At 51.4% G+C, this 18190-nt stretch carries 15 protein-coding genes; 6 read left to right on the forward strand and 9 right to left on the reverse strand.

What is annotated here, in order from left to right:
* Positions 1-5: 5 nt before the first annotated feature.
* On the reverse strand, positions 6-4307 hold the full coding sequence (locus AAZT04_RS16790; protein WP_434681083.1) for a transporter substrate-binding domain-containing protein: 4302 nt from the start codon (positions 4305-4307) through the stop codon (positions 6-8).
* A gap of 767 nt (positions 4308-5074) precedes the next feature.
* Here AAZT04_RS16790 and AAZT04_RS16795 point away from each other — a divergent pair.
* The 3 genes from AAZT04_RS16795 to AAZT04_RS16805 all read left to right on the forward strand — a co-directional run bounded on the left by AAZT04_RS16795 (position 5075) and on the right by AAZT04_RS16805 (position 6617).
* Positions 5075-5701, forward strand: a complete 627-nt coding sequence (locus AAZT04_RS16795; protein ID WP_020828443.1) for a response regulator — start codon at positions 5075-5077, stop codon at positions 5699-5701.
* Positions 5698-6108 carry an Hpt domain-containing protein gene (locus tag AAZT04_RS16800; RefSeq protein ID WP_048760744.1) on the forward strand — a complete coding sequence of 137 codons (411 nt, stop codon included), beginning with the start codon at positions 5698-5700 and terminating at the stop codon, positions 6106-6108. The genes AAZT04_RS16795 and AAZT04_RS16800 overlap by 4 nt, the downstream gene beginning before the upstream one ends.
* A gap of 203 nt (positions 6109-6311) precedes the next feature.
* Positions 6312-6617: a type II toxin-antitoxin system RelB/DinJ family antitoxin gene (locus AAZT04_RS16805; protein WP_434681016.1), complete on the forward strand. Its 306-nt coding sequence runs from the start codon at positions 6312-6314 to the stop codon at positions 6615-6617.
* A 109-nt stretch (positions 6618-6726) separates the two neighbouring features.
* Here AAZT04_RS16805 and AAZT04_RS16810 read toward each other — a convergent pair whose 3' ends face one another.
* The 5 genes from AAZT04_RS16810 to AAZT04_RS16830 all read right to left on the reverse strand — a co-directional run bounded on the left by AAZT04_RS16810 (position 6727) and on the right by AAZT04_RS16830 (position 10779).
* A complete protein-coding gene (locus tag AAZT04_RS16810) occupies positions 6727-6855 on the reverse strand; it encodes a hypothetical protein (RefSeq protein WP_020828440.1) in 129 nt (42 codons plus the stop codon).
* Between the two features lie 979 nt (positions 6856-7834).
* The gene (gene cbpM, locus AAZT04_RS16815) at positions 7835-8140 is read right to left on the reverse strand and encodes a chaperone modulator CbpM (protein WP_020828439.1); all 306 of its coding nucleotides are present in this window, start codon (positions 8138-8140) and stop codon (positions 7835-7837) included.
* Entirely contained in the window at positions 8133-9065 is a 933-nt protein-coding gene (gene cbpA / locus AAZT04_RS16820) for a curved DNA-binding protein (RefSeq protein WP_020828438.1), read from the reverse strand. The genes cbpM and cbpA overlap by 8 nt, the downstream gene beginning before the upstream one ends.
* A gap of 155 nt (positions 9066-9220) precedes the next feature.
* Entirely contained in the window at positions 9221-9790 is a 570-nt protein-coding gene (locus tag AAZT04_RS16825) for an HdeD family acid-resistance protein (RefSeq protein ID WP_020828437.1), read from the reverse strand.
* A gap of 116 nt (positions 9791-9906) precedes the next feature.
* A complete protein-coding gene (locus tag AAZT04_RS16830) occupies positions 9907-10779 on the reverse strand; it encodes a LysR substrate-binding domain-containing protein (RefSeq protein WP_174574713.1) in 873 nt (290 codons plus the stop codon).
* Positions 10780-11047: 268 nt separating this feature from the next.
* Here AAZT04_RS16830 and AAZT04_RS16835 point away from each other — a divergent pair, with 268 nt between their 5' ends.
* Positions 11048-11725 carry a hydrolase gene (locus AAZT04_RS16835; protein ID WP_020828435.1) on the forward strand — a complete coding sequence of 226 codons (678 nt, stop codon included), beginning with the start codon at positions 11048-11050 and terminating at the stop codon, positions 11723-11725.
* Between the two features lie 254 nt (positions 11726-11979).
* The gene (locus AAZT04_RS16840) at positions 11980-13746 is read left to right on the forward strand and encodes an ABCB family ABC transporter ATP-binding protein/permease (protein ID WP_020828434.1); all 1767 of its coding nucleotides are present in this window, start codon (positions 11980-11982) and stop codon (positions 13744-13746) included.
* 42 nt (positions 13747-13788) lie between these two features.
* Here the strand turns inward: AAZT04_RS16840 and AAZT04_RS16845 are convergent, their stop codons facing one another.
* Positions 13789-14178, reverse strand: coding sequence for a tautomerase family protein (locus AAZT04_RS16845; protein WP_020828433.1), 390 nt, complete (start codon positions 14176-14178; stop codon positions 13789-13791).
* A gap of 148 nt (positions 14179-14326) precedes the next feature.
* On the opposite strand from AAZT04_RS16845, the gene AAZT04_RS16850 reads away from it, so the two are divergent.
* Positions 14327-15271, forward strand: coding sequence for a LysR family transcriptional regulator (locus AAZT04_RS16850; RefSeq protein ID WP_048760755.1), 945 nt, complete (start codon positions 14327-14329; stop codon positions 15269-15271).
* A gap of 36 nt (positions 15272-15307) precedes the next feature.
* Here the strand turns inward: AAZT04_RS16850 and lldD are convergent, their stop codons facing one another.
* Both lldD and AAZT04_RS16860 read right to left on the reverse strand, forming a co-directional pair.
* A complete protein-coding gene (gene lldD, locus AAZT04_RS16855; protein WP_020828431.1) occupies positions 15308-16450 on the reverse strand; it encodes an FMN-dependent L-lactate dehydrogenase LldD in 1143 nt (380 codons plus the stop codon).
* Between the two features lie 33 nt (positions 16451-16483).
* On the reverse strand, positions 16484-18067 hold the full coding sequence (locus AAZT04_RS16860) for an L-lactate permease (RefSeq protein WP_174574711.1): 1584 nt from the start codon (positions 18065-18067) through the stop codon (positions 16484-16486).
* Between the last annotated feature and the right edge of the window lie 123 nt (positions 18068-18190).

Below are 18190 nucleotides of genomic sequence, written 5' to 3' on the forward strand. Positions count from 1 at the left end.
AGTAGCTACAGCATATGCAATTGCATGATCAACTGCTCAATGGCCCGTTTGAAATCCTGCAGATCATCGGTGAGGTTCACCTTGCCCTGATTTAGCCTGGCTTCCAATCTTGTCGCCCGCGTGGCCAGCATATGGCAATTCAGCGCACCCAGGTCCAATGACAAATGACGCACGATCAACCCTTGCTGTGCTGAGGCACTGCTTGTGGCCAGTTGATGTAGCCCATGCTCCAGATTGCCAAGCATCATGCCCACGACCACTCTGGTTTTTTCTTCTGAACCATATCGCTTATTCAAAGAGACCATGTCTATATTGAATGACGCCTCTGAGCAAGCTGAAGTGAATGCAGTTGCGGTTACCGCTCTTGGCGCAATATAACGGGTGAGAATATCCTTCAACCCTTTAATATCAATGGGTTTTGTCAGGTAAGCATCCATGCCGGCAGCAATACACTGATCTTCTTGCTCTTCCAGGACTCCCGCTGTCAGCGCGACAATCTTCAGCCTTGCGCTATTATTCGCAGCCTCTTTTTTGCGGATCAGACGACTTAATTCCAGACCGTCGATATAGGGCATGTGGCAATCGATAATCGCCAGGCCATATTTTGTGCTTTCTATTGCCAGCAAAGCCTGCTGGCCATCCTCAACAATATCAAAGCTATAACCCAATATTTGCAGCTGATGCTTGATCAGTTCTCGGCTAATAGGGTGGTCTTCGGCAACCAAAATCAAACTTCCGTTCGCCAGAGCATGTTCACGGCCTAGGGTGGTATCGATGGCGGTTGTTTCTGGCAGTGCAATGGAGCTTGTCGCCTGTTTTTTTTGCTCGATTAACAGGGTGACGCAAAGTTTGTGCACTCTTTCCCAGGATAATGGCGTGACATTGAGGGTATGCCGGTCCGCAGCATTGTCAGACCGCGGTTTAATACTCAGAGTGACCACCTTTTCCCGGGCTGCGGTAGGTATTGCAATCGTTGCCAGCATGTTTTCCTCTATAAACAGCAGATCGCAGCCGGACAGGATAAGCGCAGTCTGCTGCGAGCCGGACCGGCAGGTGACGGTAAGGCCTAACGCCAGCAACATTTCCCGCAGGTTTTGGGTGATAACCTTGTCATCACACCATAGGGTAACGCGGGTGCCTAACAGCGCCGGTAACGCCGGTGAAGGAGCATAAACATCGAAATGAACGTCGAAACTGAGGGTGGTACCTTCACCAGGCTGACTGAGCATGGTGAGCTCCCCGTTCATCTGCTGCGCCAGGCCTTTGGAGATTGCTAACCCCAGGCCGGTACCGCCAAAACGACGAGTGGTGGACGCTTCTGCCTGCTGAAAAGGTTGAAACAGCTGCTGCTGCATGTCTGCAGGAATGCCGATACCGGTATCGATGACGCTGAAACGCAACCATTGCCGACTTTGCTGATCGGCAAGGAGAACTAACTGCAACGTAATATGGCCTGAACGGGTAAACTTCAGCGAGTTACTGAGAAAATTCATTAAAATTTGACGCAATCGGACCGGATCGAACATCAGTTTCTGTGCGACCCGACTGTCGAGATAAAGATGCAAGGTCAGGTTTTTTTTCAACGCTTGCAGACTGAGGGTTTGCATCAGTTCTGACAGGAATACTCGAATATCGATCGCCAAATTTTCCAGTGACACCTGGCCCGCCTCCAGCTTGGAGAAATCAAGAATATCGTCAATCACTTGGGTTAAATGCTGCGCAGAATTTTGCACGGTATTCAGCATTCTATTTTGTTCATCATCCAACTGGGTTCTTTCCAGCAGTTCCAACCAGCCAAGAATGCCGTGTACCGGTGTGCGTATCTCATGGCTCATGGTAGCAAGGAAGGTGGCTTTGGCACGGGCGGCGGCTTCAGCCTTGGTTTTCGCTTCGAACAGCGCCTGTTCCTGCTGGCGGGAGTGGGTAATATCTTCAAAATAACCGCCCCACAGTACATCCCCGTTGCTTTCGCGTTTTCCTCTGCCTGAATTGACGCGTATCCAACACTGGTTATTTTTGACCTGCATACGGAACTCGTTCTGGAAGGGGGCCAGCGTGCCTTGCATGCGGATTAAATTTTCCTGCAGCATGGGCAGATCTTCGGCATTCACTCGCTGGTGGAAGCTTTTGTGGTCGGCCATCATGGTTTCGGCAGATAAGCCGAAGGTGGCTTCTGCGGCACCCGCTACGTAGGTGAAACGCATATCGCCATCCACCGATAGGCAGACTTGAAATACGGTAACCGGCAGTGATTCGGTCACGTCGGTTAACAGGGCTTCGGAGATCAGTGCTCGTTCTTCAGAGCGGCGTATATCAGTGACGTCAACCAACACGGTTACGCTGCCGCCGGGCCCCCCGTCAACACTGAAGAAGGGTTTTAGCCAGAACAATCCCTCCCGTAGCTCTCCTTTGGCATTGGCATAGCGCAGTGAGCGGTGGATACCTTCCTCGGCCGATAGTGCTGCTCGGTTTTCCGGCTCACGTTCCAGTGACACGATGGCGTCGATGTAACCGCATTCGTCAGGCGTCTTGCCCAACATATGTGCGGACGCATGGCCGGTCAGTTTTTCAAAGGCGCTATTCACTGCGATATAACGATCGTTGTGATCCTTGCCTAATACCGGAAAAGGGATGGTTTCCAGCAGTGCATGTTGAAAGCTGAGCTGGTCGGCCAGGGTTATCTGGGCCAGGATCCTGCGGCGGGTCTCTTTGCGTAAGCGGCAGTAGGCGATGATAAGCAGCGCCATAATAAAACCGACGGCCAATATGGCGGGCAGGATCCTCTTGATGATAATCAGAAGATCGACGTTTTCCTGAAAGGTGATCGGGAACCAGGCGCTGCGGATCTGCTCTTTGCGGTCGGTACTGATATTAGCCAAGGCCTGGTTGATCAATGGGATAACGTAGGCGTACTTTTTGGTGACCGCAACCGCCAGCTCGGCATAATAACCGGTCGGTGCCGCGACCTTTAATATATTGGGGTACTGCTCGGTAATAATGCGATCGGTGACCACCAGGTTGCCAATGTAGGCATCCACCTGGCGATCGGCCAACAGTTGCAGACCTTGCTCAGCTGTATCGGTGTGAATCAAAATCAACTTTGGGTTTTTGCGCAGCAGCGTCGGGATGGGTTCTGCGTCCTCGGATATCGCTACCCGCGCCTTACCGAGGCTCTCAATGCCCTCGATATTACTGGTTTCTTTTCGTGTTGCTATCATCAACGGAAAACGTGCATAGGGTTGGCTGAACGCTAAGAACTGCATACGCTCTGCGGTAGGCGGCAAACCGGGGACCATATCGATCTCGCCTTCTTTGATCATTCGCATCAATTCATTCAGTGAACGTACCCTGACACGCTCAGATTTAAGCTGCAACTGGCGGCGTATCAGATCGAAATAATCCTCGACCAGCCCGCTGGGTTCGCCATGTTGATTGCGAAAAGAAAACGGTGGGTAGGATTCCAGATTGCTGACTTGCAGATAGGGCAGTTGATTTAGCAAGGTAATTTGGTCGGGCGACAGGTTGATGCGTTCCGTTTTGGGTAATCTTGCGGGGAAGGGGGACACCCACTTTTCAAATAACGCCTGTTGCTCGCGCCAACCCATATCTGTAATGGCGACATCGAATGCGTTGGCCAGTAACTGATTTTCACGGGGAAAGGCGAATCTTAGTGTTTGCAACGGCAAATAAGCATTGCCAACGGTACGGAAGGCTTCGCTTTTGTTAAGGGCAATATAGTAGCGAATAGTGTAGCGATTGCCGATAAATGCGTCGGTTTCCCCTTGCTCGACGCTGAGCATGGCGGCAGCCTGGTTGGGGAATTCGTGTAGCCTGATCGCGGGATACACATCTGGAATCAACGCAGCTTCAGGCGAACCGGTTACGACGGCAACTGAGGCTTTGGCGAGATCTGAGTGATCAAGGATATGGCGATTGTCGCGGGCGCTGATAATGATCAGATCGTTATCGCCGTATGGCTGGCTGTAGCGCAGATATTTGGCGCCAGAGAACGTCGGGGACATGTTCATGACTACGTCGATTTCGTTCCGTTGCAGCGCCTGCATCATGTCGAGACGATTTTGATACTCTTTCACTTTTACTTTCAATTTCAATCTACTGGCGACTTCGTTAAGTACGTCGGGAGCAAAACCGGTTAATTGGTTTTTAACCATATCTTCCAGTGGGGGCAATCCTCCATCATAGGTGCCGACGTGCAGCTCTGGATGGGCTCTAAGCCACTCTTTTTCTTCTGAGGTCAATTCTGCAGCGTGAATGGTCGGCACCGCCAACGCCAGAAGAGTTAACACCAACAAAAAAACAAGTCCCACGGAGCTATTTTTGCGTGTCAGAACAAACCAATTAGCTAGTCTATTGTTTACTAACAAAAAAACACCTCTTGTTCTGCGGGGCGGCAGGAAGACATTCATTTAAATTTTTACAGATTCATTCGATGGTGATAAATATTCATCGATAACTATAAGACTATATGCAGACTATATATTGGATAAATGAGGCATCTGTTGTTAATCCATTGTGCGATAACGTAATAGATTGAGGTAAACAATAATTTTATGGACATGAGGAGGGTAAGGAGAGTTGAGATATTGTTGCAGTAGATTATAACTGAGTCATGAGTGAACCCATCAGAACACCCTTTCAATTGTGTAAGTGTTACCTTAATGTTTTGTAATCGTTGGCGTCGTTTTGTGTAATGTTTCCCTTACACCGGTTAAATTGTGAGTGACTCGCATTTTTCAGGGTACATAGGCGGCAGATTCGCAATAATGATATGCTCTTCACAAGAGCAGAATAATGGGCGTTGTATCTTAATATTTTAAATATACTCAATAAAAACATAGGGTAAGAGGGTTTTCTCTGTGGTGGCAGCCTCGGAGCTATAGTATGATTCATTGTTACGGTGAATGATTTTTGAGGTTTAATATAAGATAATGGATGTGATTTGCTTTCATTGTAAACAGTACTACCGTTGATCTGAAATTTAATATTTTTTTATGATTTTTTTTGGGTGGTCCAGGGCCGTAATGAATAGAATAAAATAAAGAGGTAGTTACCGATGAAAAGCGTTTTGGTTGTCGACGACCATCCTGTCACGCGTTTTGCCATTAAAGTGTTGTTGGAAAAAGAAGGCCTTAGGGTAATTAGTGAAACAGGTGATGGTTTGGAGGCGTTATCATTAATTGAGGAACATAAACCTGACCTGGTTATCGTTGATATTGACATTCACTCTATCAGCGGAATCGAACTGGTACAGCGTTTGCGCAAGCGTAAGTTCAGCGGAAGTATCCTGATGCTGTCAGGAAAGGACGAACCTTTTTATATTAAAAATTGTGTCAGTGCCGGGGCGGATGGTTTCATCAGTAAGGCAAACAACTTATTTGATCTGCACAGCGCTGTGGCGGCAATTAACGCGGGTTATGGTTATTTTCCCTTGAAACAGGCACGGCAACACGCACTGCAGCCGGCTGAAGATAAAGACAAGCATGCTATTGCCAATCTTTCCACGAAAGAGTTACAGGTGCTACGTTATTTGGCCAAGGGGATGAGACTGGTTGATATTGGTTTGCAGATGAATATAAGTGACAAAACGGTAGGCACTTATAAAAGAAGAGTCATGGCCAAGCTGGAACTGAATAGTATGATGGAAACTTATGAATTTTGTATAAGAAATAATTTGGATTGAATATTTTGAATGAAAAAATACATGAAGACGACGTAAATAAAAATAGTCCAGGTGACTCTCTATCGTCACTCGCTGCCCATGTGGATATTAACCGGTTGTTTCTACTTGCCGGTAACGATCTCTCTTTCATTAATAACCTGCTTTACTTAGCCAATGAAGAAAATATGAAGGAAATTGTCGTCGCTCAGATTCAGGCAAGAGAAGGCGATCGGGTTGCATTGGCCAGAACGATACATCGCTTAAAAGGCTCCGCGCAAACCGTCTGTGCGAAAGAAATCGCCGCAGCCTGTGTGATACTAGAGAGCCAACAATTGGCCAAAATGAGCGTCGAAGACATTCATAGCGGGTTGAAGAAAATAGAATTATTAATATCATCGCTCGACAGGTGTTTGCGCGACTTGCGCTAGCTCCGATGCGGTGAAGGTATGGCGGCAGATCATCTAACGCCGCTTTACGCTTCTGTCATCCTTTCCTTACACACAATATGGTTATTGCTTTCATAAAAACCGTCAATAGCGTCAAACAGCAGAGCGTAATTCTTATGTTTATCCGCCGCTGCCAGCGCAATAATGCCTTTATCAGGATGAGATAAATGTCACCAGGAGGTTTTATGACACGCGACAGTATTGTGCAGGCCAGAATTGACACCAACTTAAAAGAGCGCGCGGAAGCGGTCTTCAAAGAGATGGGGATGACAGTTTCTGAAGGTATTCGAATGTTCCTTAAACGTATAGTCAAAGAAGGGGCGATGCCGGAAGAACTGCTCAATGGCAGTAACGCCAGCCGCGGACAACCTTGCTATCAGGCTTACAATGATATTCTATCCCAATTGGAATACCCTGAAACCCAGCGGAATTATTCGCAGTATAAATCAGAGAAAATGGGTAAAATGCTTAACCATAGAAATCAACGTTAGTTTTTCATGTGCCACTGCGAGCTATAAATATTGCTTTACTCTACTCAGCGGGGTGGGCCGCTGAGGTATTCCCTCAGCCGCAGTCATTTTGATTCTTGGCCTACTATCATCATGAAATGGCAACCAAAATACCGATAATAGCAATCAGCAGGATCCAAAACCACGCAGAGGTTTTTTCCGGTTTCCATTGTTCCCCATACTCAACCTGATAGCCCGATTTACGCTGTTTCTCGCTCATCTTTTTCCCTGGCAGCCACATACCTAAAAAGATCCTCGCCTGCATTTTAAGATAAGTCCTAACAACATTACATTTAATGTGCTCTTTTGGGTAAAAATCCTAAATATGGGGCGGGTGAAGGTGAAAAATCAATCAGTGGGCGAAGTGAGAGTGGCCCAGTTGCCTAACAGGGGGGGGACATTGTCGAGGGGGATTGTCGTCTAATAGCAGGGTAAGTCAAACAGCTGGCTATGTCGCCATAAATGATAAAAGCCCTGACCGTTGCAGCCAGGGCTTTTAAGGTACTATTGACTTCTGATTTAACATTAATGAACTTACTATTATTTACTGCTAAAGTTCTACACTAAATGTACAGGTTAATCACAGATAATATTGGGTTAACTCAAACCTCCCCTATATTTACCAGTTCACATTACCGCCTACCAAAATAATCAAAGGTATGGCATCTCAACTCGTACATCTCCCCTCGCGATATATATTCTTTGATGCATAGCCTCACTTCTATTGCGATCCGCTTTCACTGTCTTACTCATTGATCGCAAACAAAAAACAGTTCTATCATGGCCTTACATCATCGCGTTTTGGTACACACCCTGCGATTGTCGGTACTTACAACGTGGCCTTAAAACTTCATCGAGCAAGACTGTAACTTTTCTCAGCATCGATGACCCATACTAAAAAACTTCGTGGCCTTTATCGCAAAATAACTTAATAACAACTTACTAAACACTTTTACTATTAACAGCTGCTATCATTACGCTGCTGTTGATTACCAATCTACGGATTTATAAAAGAGTGTCAATACTGTTTTTAATGACATGTCTTTATTAACAGTACTTATAAAATACCCGCGAAGCCTTATTTTTCAGTATTTAAAGCCTATTTTCATTGGCACCCATCCGCTCAGGGGAAATATTACAGCGCAATTCCTTTTTCTGAGCGGAAAAGGTGACGATATTATGGGCCATTTTTCGCCCTGTCAGGGCCTGGTAACGAATCGCGCCAGCCGTTGGTGCAACTGGCTGTTCTCTTTACGTAACTGCTCAATCTCTTCGAGCAACGTCAGGGTGACGGCAATACCTGGCCAGTCCAGCGCAAGTTCATGGTGCAATTGCTGAGCTCGATGAAAAGTGATCAAGGCGCGATCGTCAAAGATCCACTCTTCCGTTGCCGGGTTGCGCGGCTCTATCACGCCCAGCCCGACAATCTCCGTTAGCTCTTCTTCTGTCACGCCGGTATGCAGACAAAACTCGGTAATGGTGAAGGTTACTTTTAGGTTAGCCATTTTGCTTACTCCACTCTTTGCGCGGATCAAAGCTCGTCTGAGTTTCCGCCAGCTGTTGCCACAGTGCAGCACTCTTTTCGTCCGGCTTCGGCGGCATCACAACCTTGATCACGGCATACAAATCGCCGGTTTCTTTTTTACTGACCAAGCCTTTCCCTTTAACGCGCAGACGTTGTCCGGTTTGGCTACCGGCAGGGATGGTCAACAAAATACTGTCTTTGAGAGTAGGGACTGGCACCTTGGCACCGAGCGCAGCTTCCCAAGGGGCAATCGGCAACACAATTTCCAGGTCGTGGCCTACGACGTCGAACATGGGGTGTGGCGCAATGCGGATGATAAGGTAGAGATCGCCATTCGCACCGCCGTCTATCCCCGGGCCGCCCTGGCCCTTCAGGCGAATGCGTTCGCCGTCGCCTACGCCGGCAGGGATCTTCACATTAAGGGTTTTAGGGATTTCCTGTTCCACCATGCCAAAGGCGTTATAGACCGGCAGGCTATAGCGGATGGTGCGGGCTTGCTCGGCCAGCGTTTCTTCCAGGAAGACGGCCACTTCCATTTCAATATCTTGCCCGCGCATGGCTCGGCTTTGGCGCTGACGCTGGCCGCGCGCATGTTCGCCGAACATGGAGGAAAAGATGTCGGAAAAGTCTTCGGCATTATTTGCATTTGCGTGAGCGTGCTGGGTTTGGCGGCCGAAGTTAGGGTCATTACGATGTTGACGCAGTTGATCATATTCAGCACGGCGCTCGTCGTCTTTCAGCACCTCGTAGGCTTCGGCCACTTCTTTAAACTGTGCCTCGGCATTTTTTTCTGTGCTGACATCAGGATGATACTTTCGCGCCAACCGACGATAGGCGGTTTTTATCGCCTTGATGTCATCTGATGGTTTGACCCCTAAAATGGTATAATAGTCCTTGAATTCCATAGCGTTATCATCTCATTTCAATCTTTCGTCAGGGGGGAGTAGTTGAACCTGCTTTGCGTGAAACCTTACTAATATTAGGGCACTTGGCCGCCGATGTATCGGGGTAATTGTCGGCTGTGCAGTAGAAAAGCGGAGCCGAGTGGCCCCGCCTGAAATCACGAGCGCTTCAGTTGGCGAGCAACCTGGAACAGGCCAAAAGAGCTGAACAGCATTTCGATGCCGACAATGGTGGTGACCAGTACGACGGAAGTCATAGGATCGGCGCTGAACAGCATCCAGGCAATGATCAGATCCAAAATACCAATCACGTACTGCAGCCAACTGCCGCTGACATCACGTAATTTGTAGCCAGCAATCAGTCGTACGATGCCGCCCAGAGCGAAGAGTACGGCAAGATAGACCGCCATGGCGAAAATGCCTACCGCCGGGGTGGTGATAAACACGTAGCCGATAATAAGGTAAGCGACCCCTAGCAGAATACCGCCGATCATCGGCCAGGTATTTTGTACTCGGTTAGCTATCATGCCGAAAATCAGACCGAACCCACTCAGCAGCAAGAAAATGCCCATGACCATACTCAGCGCTGCGCCGGAGGCGAAGGGGCTGAAAAGGCAAAAAATACCGCCTAACAGCAGCAATATAGAGATGATTAACAGCGGGGTACGTTGTTTCTTTAAACTTTGTTCATCGATAATCAGCGAATGGCGTGGACCCATATTTAACATGACGTATCTCCTTAAACTGTTTGGATATCCTATCTCGTATTGTCTTTTTTATTATAATACCTGTCGCCAAGTGCGGGAGGATAATCGTGCGTAATCGTTGTTTTCAATCGAATAAGTCAGCCATCCTGTGCGAAATCTTCGACAACGAAGTCGATCAATGCCCTGACGGCGGGCAGCAGGCCCTGGCGCGAAGGATAAATAGCGACAATTTTGCGCGGCTCCAGTTGCCAATCATTGAGCACGGTTGTCAGGGTGCCATCGTGAATTTCCTGACGTGCCAGCTTTAGCGGCAAACAACCCGTAGCCCTGCCGCAAAGAATCGCTTCTTTGAGTAATCTGATGTCGTCACACACCAGGCAGGACTCATTGCTTATCTTGACTTCCCGGCCTTCTTTGTTGAATGTCCATGCGGATTGAAAATGGGAAGATAGCCAGCCAACGGTGGGGAGTTGATGCAGATCTGACGGTTTTTGCACCTGGTTGGGGTGGATCCTGCCGGCAGGGTTCAGCATAAAAGAAGAGGAGATGTCGGCAATTTTTCGCATAATCAGATTGCTGTTTTTGGATTCTTTGCCCATCAGTTGAAATGAGATGTCGTACCCCTCTGCAATAATATCCACGTCACGATTGAATATTTTTACCTGAAGTACCACCTCGGGGTAAGCCTGCATAAATTTCGCCAGGGTTTTTGACAGACCGAGATCCATAAGAATCGTGGGGCAGGTAATCCTGATTTTACCCGTGGGTTGGTCACTTTTGTTATTGATCAGGTTTTCCGCTTTTTCTGCCGCAGCGATCATTTGCACGCAATATTGGTAATATTCCTTACCGATTTCCGTGATCATTATATTTCGGGTTGAGCGTTGTATCAGTCTGACATTAAGGCGTTGTTCAAGTGCGGATATTTTTCTGGACAGCGTGGACTTGGGGATACCAAATTTCTTACTTGCAGCAAGAAAGCCTCCGCATTCAATAACCTTGGCAAACATAAACATTTCATTGAAATCTATCATAAAGACCATTTTCCCATTGATGAAACACTCATTTCCAATAATTGGCCTGTTTGCCGATTTGATTCATTGCTAGGTTAAATATGAGGCTTCCATTCATAAGTGCATGCTATATCGATGAAAAGCCTTGGACAATCGGAACTGTCATATTCCAGTCGCCTAAATTTAATGACTCGCTTTAGCCTGCTCAGTTCAGGAAAAGCAGCTCTTTGACCGCTAACGTTTCAGGATGAACAAGTGAGGATCTATGAGTGCCCCAGCAAACTTTAATAACCAGCGTCCGGTAATCAACCCGGCCGATGCCGTAATGCTGCTGATCGACCACCAAAGCGGCTTATTTCAAACCATCGGCGATATGCCGATGCCCGACCTGCGCCGCCATGCGACCGCTCTGGCGAAAATTGCCACGCTGGCCAACATGCCAGTGATTACCACGGCTTCGGTGCCACAGGGGCCAAATGGGCCACTGATCCCTGAAATCCATGCGAACGCACCGCATGCGCAATACGTGGCACGCACCGGCCAGATTAATGCCTGGGATAATGCCGACTTCGTGCAGGCGGTGAAGGCCACCGGGAAAAAACAGCTGATTATTGCCGGCACCATTACCAGTGTCTGTATGGCTTTCCCGGCCATTAGCGCAATTGCCGACGGTTATCAGGTGTTCGTCGTGGTCGATGCGTCCGGTACCTACTCAAAAATGGCTCAGGAAATTACCCTGGCGCGGGTGGTTCAGGCCGGCGCTGTCCCTATGGATACCGGGGCTGTGGCGTCAGAGATTCAACAAACCTGGAATCGTGAGGATGCGGCACAGTGGGCCGAAATCTACACCTTGATCTTCCCGTCATATCAATTGCTTATCGAGAGCTATAACAAGGCGCAAGACGTCATCACGCATCACGAAACCTTAGACTCGGAGAAATAAATCGCTGTGCGCCTCCATGGTCAGCCTAATGCCATGGGGGCCATTGCGTCGATACTTCGGGCTGGGCATTAGGCTCGCGCATGTATGCAGCAGGGAGGTAAACATCATGTCATTCCACACCACCGAGGTGTGCCATTCAGGTGATCAGGGTTCAAAAGAGCCGCATCGGAGAATTGCCGAAGGTTTTTCGTGGCATACGTGCCAGAATATAAAAAACCATGCCGCACTGCTGACCGAGACAATAGATACCTGATATGGACCGTTCCCGCTTATTGAAGTTTCTGCTGCCCTACCTGTGGCCCAAAGAGAACCCCCGGCTGCGTTATTACCTGGTGACTGCCTTTGTTTTTATGGTGGTCTCCAAGGTCAGTATCACGCTGGTGCCGCTGGCTTATAAAGCCATGGTCGATGCCTTGAGCGGTGAAACCGCCAAAATGCTGGCCATTCCCATCGGCTTGATCCTGGCTTATGGCGTGGCGCGTGTTGGGGGGGCGTTATTTGAAGAATTACGCAACGTGATGTTCGTGCACGTTAGCCAGAATGCGACCCGGCTACTGGGGTTACGCGTCTTCAGACAACTGCACGCGTTGAGCCTGCGTTTTCACCTGGAGCGACAGACCGGCGGGCTGTCGCTATCGATCGAACGCGGCACTCAGGCGGTGGCGACGGTACTTTCGCGGTTGCTGTTCTCCATTTTCCCCATTCTGTTCGAAATCACCTTGGTTTCGGTGATCATGTGGCATCTGTTAAACGGCTGGTTTGCGCTGGCGATTGTGGTGACGGTTGGCTGCTATATTCTGTTCACCGTGATGGCCGTCAGTTGGCGAACCCGCTTCAGACGTGAGCTCAACCGAGCCAACGCCGATACCAACAGCAAATCACTCGACAGCCTGCTGAATTACGAGACGGTCAAATATTTCGGTAACGAGGACTTCGAGGCCGATCGGTTCAACATGTCGCGTCGCCTGTATGAATACGCCGCCATCAAAAACCAGTTCAGTTTTACCGCCATCAACCTCGGACAAACCGCCATTATTTCCATCGGGTTGATCGTGATGATGGCGATGGCGGCGCAGGGCATTGTGCAGGGGCGGATGACGGTCGGCGACTTTGTATTGGTGAATGCCTATCTGCTGCAGCTCTATCAGCCGCTGAATTTCTTCGGGTTCATTTATGCTGAAGTCAGACAGGCGCTGATCGACATGGAGAACATGTTCGATCTGCTGCAGGAAGAGCAGGAAATTGTCGACAGGCCGGATGCGACGGCGCTGCAATTGCGCGCAGGGGAGGTGCGTTTTGACTCGGTCAGCTTTGGCTATGATGAGCGTCGGCCGATCCTGAAAAACGTCAGTTTCACCATCCCGGCCGGCAACACGGTGGCGATCGTCGGTGCTTCGGGGGCCGGCAAATCCACGCTATCCCGATTGTTGTTTCGTTTTTATGACGTCAGCGGCGGCGCTGTCTCGATTGACGGTCAGGATATCCGCAGCCTGAAGCAGGCTAGCCTGCGTGCGGCAATCGGCATCGTGCCGCAGGACACCGTGTTGTTCAACGATACGTTGGGCTACAACATTGGTTACGGTAAAACCGGTTCGAGTCAGGAAGAGATCGAGCGCGCGGCTAGGTTGGCGCATATTCACGAGTTTATCGTCAGCCTGCCTGACGGATATGAAACTCGGGTGGGCGAACGCGGGCTCAAGCTGTCGGGTGGGGAAAAGCAGCGGGTGGCGATTGCGCGCACCATCCTGAAAAATCCGGCGATCCTGGTGTTCGACGAGGCGACCAGTGCGCTGGATACCCAGACCGAACGCGAAATCCAGGCGCATCTGCGTGAAGTGAGCCGCGACCATACCACGTTGGTGATTGCGCACCGGCTGTCGACGGTGGTGGATGCCGACGAAATCATCGTGCTGGAGGCCGGTGAGATTGTTGAGCGTGGGCGGCATGACGCCTTGCTGGCTGCCAACGGCCGCTATGCTGCAATGTGGCAAAACCAATATAGCGAAGAGCAGCAGCCCTGAAAGTGAGTCCCCCAGTCGATGCTCAGTCTGGGGGACGGCGCGCTAAAGATCACCGGTCAGGTATTGTGCCACGCCGTTGCCGAAGCTCCAGTCTCCCTTGCTGTTGGTGGTGATGGACACCATCAAATCACTGCCTTCAATCCCACAACTTTCTTTCAGCTCACGGCTAAGCTCGGCATAAAACTTCTGTTTTTGTTCTTCGGGGCGCGGGCTGGTAATCACTCGAACCACCACCAGATTGCGGGTGCGCGTCAGGTTAAGGCCGGTATCTTCAATCACCATATGCTTAGCCTTATTTTCATGAACAATCTGGTAGCGGTCCCGCACGGGAACCTCAAAGGCGCTGAGGACGGCTCGGTGGGCGGCGTCGAGCAGCGTTTGCAGTTGGGCGTCGCTGCGACCTTCAATGACGTCAAAGATGAGTAATGGCATTTTAATAATCCTGTCAGTGGGTTAATAGTTATTGATGCGCGCAGGGCAGCGTATTGACATCGCCTTTGAGGATCCATCTTAGCCAAGCGCTGGCGCGGGAAGAAGCGCTATACTTGAACTCATTGTTTATATAAATGAACAGTCGACGATGAAAAATCCAAAAATAGAAACCCTGTGGACCCATTTACACTGGCTTACCGTATTGGCTGAGCAGGGGAGTTTTACCCGTGCGGCAGAGCGGCTGGACGTCAGCAAAGCGGCCATGAGCCAAAAAATCAAAGAGATTGAAATGCTGGCAGGGGTGCCGTTGGTGCAGCGCACCACTCGCAGCGTCAGGCTGACCGATGCCGGGCTGAGGCTGGTCGAGGAACTGCGCCAGCCTTTCGCACAAATCAAACAGAGCTTTTCCGGCATTTGCGATTCTGCCGGGCCGCTGCGCGGTTCAGTGCGGGTCACGGCGCCGGTGGCGTTTGCCCGCCAGCAACTGGTGCCGCGTATTACCGGTTTTCTACGCGAAAATCCTGAGGTGCGAGTGCAGCTTGAGGTTTCGGATCGGCTGGTGTCGTTGGCCACCGAAGGCTTTGATTTGGCGATCCGCCACAGCGACAGCTTGCCCGACACCCACGTCGCCTGGCGGTTATGCTCAACCGAAACGGTGGCCGTGGCGTCGGCCGACTACCTGAAACGGCACGGCATGCCGACGTCACCGACGGAGCTGCAACGGCACCAGTGCCTTTACTATCCCCGCGGTACCGAAGCGCCGGAGTGGAGCTTCGCCGCGAAACAGGGGCTGCCGGGCCAAGCTGAAAAGACCCGCGTGCCGGTCAGCGGTCCTTTTGCCACCAATAACAGTGAGTCGATACGTGATGCGGCGGCAGAAGGGCTGGGTATTGCCTTGCTGCCGGACTTCAGTGCGCAGCAGGCATTGGCGGACGGTCGGTTGATTGAGGTACTGCCGGCCTGGCGCCCTATAGGTGCTTTTGCCGACAGTCTTTATGTAGTGCGCCCCTATGCGCCGCAGGTATCGCGAGCAGTGACGGAGTTCAGCCGTTATTTGCGCAGCGTCTTTGCCGAAGGGTTTTACATCCGCTGAGTGCCTGGCGGCTTCAGGAGCCGCCAGGAGAGGGGGCTAGCCGCGTCCGTGGACCAGAGAGCCGGCGCCAATCTCAGCAATGGTTTTTGCTCCGGTGAGCGTCATGGCGACGCGCATCTCTTTATCCAACAGTTCCAGCAGGTTAGCGACACCGGCCTGCCCGGCGGCGGCCAGTGCGTATACGAAGGCGCGCCCCAGCAGTACGCTGTCGGCTCCCAGAGCGATCATTCGCACCACGTCCAACCCGCTACGGATACCGGAGTCGGCCAGCAGCGTAATGTCGCCTTTTACCGCATCGGCGATCGCCGGCATGGCGCGTGCGGTCGAAAGTACACCGTCCAACTGACGGCCGCCGTGGTTGGATACGATGATGCCGTCGGCGCCGAATCGCACCGCATCTTTGGCGTCTTCGGGATCCAGAATCCCTTTAATGATCATCGGCCCCTCCCAGAATTCACGGATCCACTCCAGATCTTTCCATGAGATGGAAGGATCGAAGTTGGCCCCCAGCCAGCCGATATAGTCTTCGAGACTGGTCGGTTTACCGCGATAGGCTGACACATTGCCCAGATCGTGAGGTTTGCCGAGCAGGCCAACGTCCCAGGCCCACTGCGGGTGAGTAACGGCCTGCAGCACGCGGCGCAGGGAAGCGTTAGGGCCGCTCATACCGGAATGGGCGTCGCGATAGCGCGCGCCGGGAACCGGCATATCAACGGTGAACACCAGCGTTTTCACCCCGGCCGCTTTGGCACGCTCGAGCGCATTGCGCATAAAGCCACGGTCCTTCAGCACGTACAGTTGGAACCACATGGGCCGATCGATGGCCGGCGCGACTTCCTCTATCGGGCATACCGAAACCGTAGACAACGTAAAGGGAATGCCTTTCTGCGCAGCAGCCCGGGCCGCTTGTACCTCGCCACGACGGGCATACATGCCGGTTAACCCGACCGGGCCCAGTATTACCGGCATCGCCAGCTTTTCGCCGAACAGGTGGGTTTCCAGACTGAGGTCCGACATATTGCGCAGCACACGCTGGCGTAGGGCGATATCAGCCAGATCTTCGGTATTGCGCTTGAGCGTATGCTCCGCGTAGGCCCCGCCGTCAATATAGTGGAACAGAAAGGGCGGAAGCTTGGCTTGCGCGGCGGCCCGATAGTCGGTTGAGGCGGAGATGATCATGTTTTTTACCTTCTTTCGATAACGTACTTTGGATCAGAGAGCCAGGATCTGGGCCATGACGGCGGCGATCCCTCCGTACGCCAGCATCGGCAGCACGGTCTTTCTGATGATTTTTCCTTCGGCGTTGCCGATCCCGAGGATCGAACAGACGGCGATAATATTGTTCAGGCACACCATATTGCCCATGGCGCCCCCGACGGATTGCAGCGCCAGCGTCAGATTGACGTTGAGTCCGCTGCTCAGGGCGATCGACTGTTGAATGCCGCCGAACGTCAGGTTGGAAACGGTATTAGAGCCAGAGAAGAACGACCCCAGCGCCCCCAGGAAAGAAGAGAATAGCAGCCAGCTTTCCCCCGTCAGTGCCGCAAGCGCTTTGCCAATGAGGATCACCGGCGCGTCGTTTTCCCCCTGCATCATCAGGTTGACCATCACCAGGGCCCCCAACAGGGCGATAAAGGGCTTGGCTATCCGTTGACCGGTTTCGCTGAACATCTGTTTGACCTGATGGCGGTTCAGCCGAAACAGAGGAATACACAGCACCACCACCAGCAGAAAGGGGATCAGCGCGGGCACGTACAGCGTTTTGTAGCTGGCAGCGGCCTGCGTGCCGAGCACCTGTTGCAGCTCGATAATCAGGGCGTCGCTGACGCGCAGCTCACCCAACCAGCCGAGGCTCCCTTGCCACAGCGGTGCCGAACTGTTGAGCAGCGCTTTGATGCCCAATTGGTGGATGCGGGTCACTATCAGGATAGCAATCAGCAGCAGGGTCGGCGTCATGGCTTTGAGCACCTGGATAAAGGGCACTGGCTGGCCGCGTTCTTGGTTTTTATCAACCCGTACCAGGCCGATGCCGGCGCGGGCCAGCAACACCGACACCGCCAGGCCAATGGCGCCGCCGACCAGCGCCGGAAACTCATAATTCACCTGCGCCAGCAGCAGATAGGGAAGGGTACAGCTCAGGACGCTAAGCAAAATAAAAGGCAGATTGCGGCGAATGTCCCGCCAGGAAACGATAAAACGCAACGCCAGCAGCGGGATCGCAAACCCGGCGACAAAGTGGATCAGCGCGGTCTGGCGGCCAATCTCCAGCAGACTGGCGTCCGACAGGCCCAGATTGGCAAAGCCAAACCAGGTAGGGGTGCCCACGGCGCCGAAGGAAACGGGTACCGAGTTCATCACCAGCGTCAGCAGGGCGACCCGCAGTGGGTTAAAGCCCAACCCCACCAGAATCGGGGCCGCGATAGCCGCCGGCGTGCCGAAGCCGCTGGCGCCTTCTATCATGAACGCGAATGCCCAACCGATGATCATCAACTGGGCCACGGGATTGGGGCTGATATTCTCCAACCAGCGGCGTACCACGTTTTCCGCCCCGCTGATTTGCATCAGTTTGTTCAGCAAAATCGCACCGGCGATGATGGTGATAGGGGTTAAAACCGCCACCAATGCAGTGACGATATTGGCATGCAACAGCAGGGGAGCACTGTCGAACCACAGTAGCTGCACGGTATACACGACGGCAGCCGTCAGCGGCAGAGCGAGGTAAGAGGGAACGCCATTCCTTTTGGTCATCATCCAAATCAGCAGGACGATGGGCGCAACGCTGAAAAAAAGGGACATAAGATCCTCTTCGGTTATTATTTTTATTTTCACGGAGATGTAGCTAAATAGTTAATTGCCGCAACATTTTTATTCTAATCACAACATTGGAGGCGGTGCTATACGGCAATTTTTTAACATTGA

This window comes from Serratia sp. Je.1.23.a (genome assembly GCF_051129805.1).
GTDB lineage: Bacteria > Pseudomonadota > Gammaproteobacteria > Enterobacterales > Enterobacteriaceae > Serratia > Serratia liquefaciens.